This is a genomic window from uncultured Nitratireductor sp., assembly GCF_913053745.1.
Classification (GTDB): Bacteria; Pseudomonadota; Alphaproteobacteria; order Rhizobiales; family Rhizobiaceae; genus Nitratireductor.
In genome coordinates this window covers 1-3,797 of the sequence record NZ_CAJXGF010000242.1, presented here as the reverse complement: position 1 = coordinate 3,797, position 3,797 = coordinate 1, and the positions used below count along the sequence as shown (strand labels likewise).

The window sequence follows — 3,797 nt, the reverse complement described above, 5'->3', positions numbered from 1 at the left end:
GTCGTTGATGCCTGGGCAAAGTGCTCGGAAAAGGTCGCCGACGAGATGATGAAGCGCATCAAGGCGGTCGAGTTCAACGAAGACGGTCGTCAGAAGCCGATGAACTCGGTCTACATGATGTCGCACTCCGGTGCCCGTGGCTCACCGGCGCAGATGCGTCAGCTCGCCGGCATGCGCGGCCTGATGGCGCGTCCCGACGGCTCCATCATCGAGACGCCGATCATCTCGAACTTCAAGGAAGGCCTGACCGTGATGGAGTACTTCAACTCCACCCACGGCGCCCGTAAAGGTCTGGCCGATACGGCTCTGAAGACGGCGAACTCGGGTTACCTGACCCGCCGCCTGGTTGACGTGGCTCAGGACTGCATTGTCACAGTGCCCGATTGCGGCACCGACAAGGGCCTGACCATGCAGCCGATCGTCGATGCCGGTCAGGTGGTTGCGTCCATCGGACAACGCGTGCTCGGCCGCACGGCGCTGGACGACATCGTCAATCCCGCCACGGACGAAGTGATCGTCTCGGCTGGGCGCTTGATCGATGAGCGCGATGTCGAAGCCATCGAAAATGCCGGCATCCAGTCCGTCCGCATTCGTTCCGCGCTTACCTGTGAGGTGCGTAATGGTGTGTGTGCGGTCTGCTACGGTCGCGACCTGGCGCGCGGTACGCCCGTCAATATCGGTGAGGCTGTCGGTGTGATCGCCGCGCAGTCGATCGGTGAGCCTGGTACTCAGCTCACCATGCGTACCTTCCACATGGGCGGTACGGCACAGGTGGTCGATCAGTCGTTCCTCGAAGCCTCCTTCGAGGGCACGGTCAAGGTGCGGAACCGCAATGTGGTGCGCAACTCCGAGGGCGATCTTGTCGTGATGGGCCGCAACATGGCGGTGCTGATCATGGACGAGAACGGCGAAGAGCGTGCGAGCCATCGCCTGACCTACGGTTCACGTCTGTTCATCGACGAAGGCGACAAGGTGAAGCGCGGCCAGCGCATCGCCGAGTGGGACCCATATACCCGCCCGATGCTGACCGAGGTGGAAGGCACCGTTGCGTTCGAGGATCTGGTCGACGGCGTGTCGGTTCAGGAAACCGCGGACGAGTCGACCGGCATCACCAAGCGTGAGGTCATCGATTGGCGGTCAACGCCGCGTGGTTCGGACCTTAAGCCGGCACTGACGGTGCTCGATGCCAAGGGCAAGCTTGCCAAGCTCGCCCGCGGCGGGGACGCGCGCTTCCTGCTTTCGGTGGAGACGGTTCTGTCCGTCGAACCGGGTTCCAAGGTGAAGCCGGGCGACGTGATCGCTCGTATCCCGACGGAAAGCGCACGCACGAAGGACATTACCGGTGGTCTGCCGCGCGTCGCGGAACTGTTCGAGGCCCGTCGTCCGAAGGATCACGCCATCATCGCCGAGATTGATGGTACGGTTCGCTTCGGCCGCGACTACAAGAACAAGCGCCGCATCGTGATCGAGCCGCATGACTCGACGCTGGAGCCCGCGGAATATCTTATTCCCAAGGGCAAGCCGTTCCATCTTCAGGACGGCGACCAGATCGAGAAGGGCGACTTTATTCTCGACGGCAACCCTGCACCGCACGACATCCTGGCGATCAAGGGCGTGGAGGCTCTGGCGTCCTACCTGGTCAACGAAATCCAGGAGGTCTATCGCTTGCAGGGCGTGTTGATCAACGACAAGCACATCGAGGTGATCGTTCGCCAGATGCTGCAGAAGATCGAGATCACGGCGCAGGGCGACTCCACCTATATTCCGGGCGATCACGTCGACTCCGTCGAGTTCGAGGAGATCAACGATCGGCTGGTGGAAGAGGGCAAGAAGCCTGCCGAAGGCCAGCCGGTCCTTCTCGGCATCACCAAGGCTTCGCTGCAGACGCCGTCCTTCATCTCCGCAGCCTCCTTCCAGGAGACCACGCGTGTGCTGACCGAGGCGGCCGTTGCCGGCAAGATCGATACGCTGCAGGGATTGAAGGAGAACGTGATCGTTGGCCGCCTGATCCCGGCCGGTACCGGTGGCGCCATGAGCCAGGTTCGCCGCATCGCACGTTCGCGCGACGATCTGATCCTGGACGAGCGTCGCAAGACGTCCGGTGCCGAGATGGCCGATCCGATGATCGCCGACATGACCACGAGCGCTGCAGAGTAGACGCGGCGCCAGTGAAAGCGGAAAAGCCGGGCCTCGTGTCCGGCTTTTCTTTTTGTGTGGCTGCTGCCGAAGTCGACAGCGCCGCACGACAGCGAGCCTGGCTGCTCGAACGAAAAGAAAAACCCGGCGGTGGGGCCGGGCTTTTCGCATCCGTTTGATGGTTGAACTAGATCGGCTCGTCGAAGGTCACGATGGCGATCTCGCCTTCAAGCGCGCCTTGCCACGCTGAGAGGTGCGGTTCCTCGTCCGGTTCGCCTTCCATGTCACCGATCTGGTCGAGCTCCGCTTCGGCATAACCTTCGCGGGCAAGCGCTTCCAGCGCAAGGCGCACTGCCGTGTCGTCGTCGGGGGCCAACAGCATAATGTGCACGCCTTCGCTTTCAGCGCCCTTTTCGCGCCAGACCCGCCCTGTGACGATGGTGACTGCGCGTTCTTCAGATTCGCTCATTGTGATTCCCGATTCTTGCCGAGCGGCCAACGCTCACTACATGAAGCCTGCTTCTCGCATGCGTGAAGAGAGAATGACAGAGCCGGGGTATGGTTTCGCTGCGAAATCGTTCCCGTTTGAGCAATAATCTGTCTTTGGACTGGGCTCGCACCGCGTGGTCGGGCTTCACGCAAGATAATTGTCGCGGCGGGGTTGACGGTTAATCGACTTGCGAGTAATACCCGCTTCGTCCGAGCCGATGTGAGGCTTTTTCTTTCGGGGCGACACGCCCCGGATTAGGTCTCAAACAGGGTTCGTTTTTGCGAGCGACAGAATTTGCGGCGCATGAAGCGGAAACGCTTCCTCTGCTGTTTGTCCGGGCAAGACCGTTAAGGCGGTTTGGCAGCCCGGTTTTGTGCATGACGTGCATTCTGTTTTCGATGCGGCCCTCGGGCTTGAGACACGGAATTGTAACAAGGGAAGGTTTGATGCCTACCGTTAACCAGTTGATCCGCAAACCGCGCATTGCGCCGGTTAAGCGCAATAAGGTTCCGGCCATGCAGGCCAACCCGCAGAAGCGGGGTGTTTGTACGCGCGTCTACACGACGACGCCGAAGAAGCCGAACTCGGCCATGCGCAAGGTGGCGAAGATCCGCCTCGCCAACGGTTTTGAGGTCATCGGGTATATCCCCGGTGAGGGGCATAATCTTCAGGAGCACTCCGTGGTCATGATCCGCGGCGGTCGTGTGAAGGACCTTCCGGGTGTTCGCTACCACATCATTCGTGGCGTGCTCGACACCCAGGGTGTGAAGAACCGCAAGCAGCGTCGTTCGAAATACGGCGCCAAGCGTCCGAAGTAGGTTATCCGGCTTCGGCGCTTCTATTTTGAGCCGGGCCTCGAAGGTAAGAGACGAAAAACATGTCCCGTCGCCACCGCGCAGAAAAACGAGAGATCAACCCGGATCCGAAATTCGGTGATACGGTTGTGACCAAGTTCATGAACGCCATCATGCTTGATGGCAAGAAGTCCGCCGCCGAGCGTATCGTTTACGGTGCGTTCGAGCAGGTTGAGGACAAGCTGAAGCAGGAGCCTGTTGGAATCTTCCATCAGGCGTTGGATAACGTGGCTCCGCACGTCGAGGTTCGTTCCCGTCGTGTTGGTGGCGCCACCTATCAGGTGCCGGTCGATGTCCGTCCCGAGCGCCGTCAGGCG

At 60.7% G+C, this 3,797-nt stretch carries 2 protein-coding genes and 2 pseudogenes; 3 read left to right on the top strand and 1 reads right to left on the bottom strand.

The genetic code is table 11. The features are described from left to right. A pseudogene (locus QZ638_RS22820) lies at positions 1-2,157 on the top strand (DNA-directed RNA polymerase subunit beta'); the annotation flags it as partial. A 166-nt stretch (positions 2,158-2,323) separates the two neighbouring features. Here the strand turns inward: QZ638_RS22820 and QZ638_RS22815 are convergent. Then, on the bottom strand, positions 2,324-2,605 hold the full coding sequence (locus tag QZ638_RS22815) for a transcriptional regulator (protein WP_295814963.1): 282 nt from the start codon (positions 2,603-2,605) through the stop codon (positions 2,324-2,326). A gap of 467 nt (positions 2,606-3,072) precedes the next feature. Between QZ638_RS22815 and rpsL the strand changes: the two genes are divergently transcribed. Both rpsL and QZ638_RS22805 read left to right on the top strand, forming a co-directional pair. Then, positions 3,073-3,444: a 30S ribosomal protein S12 gene (gene rpsL / locus QZ638_RS22810; protein WP_007010616.1), complete on the top strand. Its 372-nt coding sequence runs from the start codon at positions 3,073-3,075 to the stop codon at positions 3,442-3,444. Between the two features lie 59 nt (positions 3,445-3,503). Further along, positions 3,504-3,797 (top strand): annotated as a pseudogene (locus QZ638_RS22805) (30S ribosomal protein S7); the annotation flags it as partial.

Coding starts and splice junctions, on each gene's coding strand:
- rpsL (WP_007010616.1), top strand. CDS start 3,073: ATGCCTACCGTTAACCAGTTGATCCGCAAACCGCGCATTGCGCCGGTT.
- QZ638_RS22815 (WP_295814963.1), bottom strand. CDS start 2,605: ATGAGCGAATCTGAAGAACGCGCAGTCACCATCGTCACAGGGCGGGTC.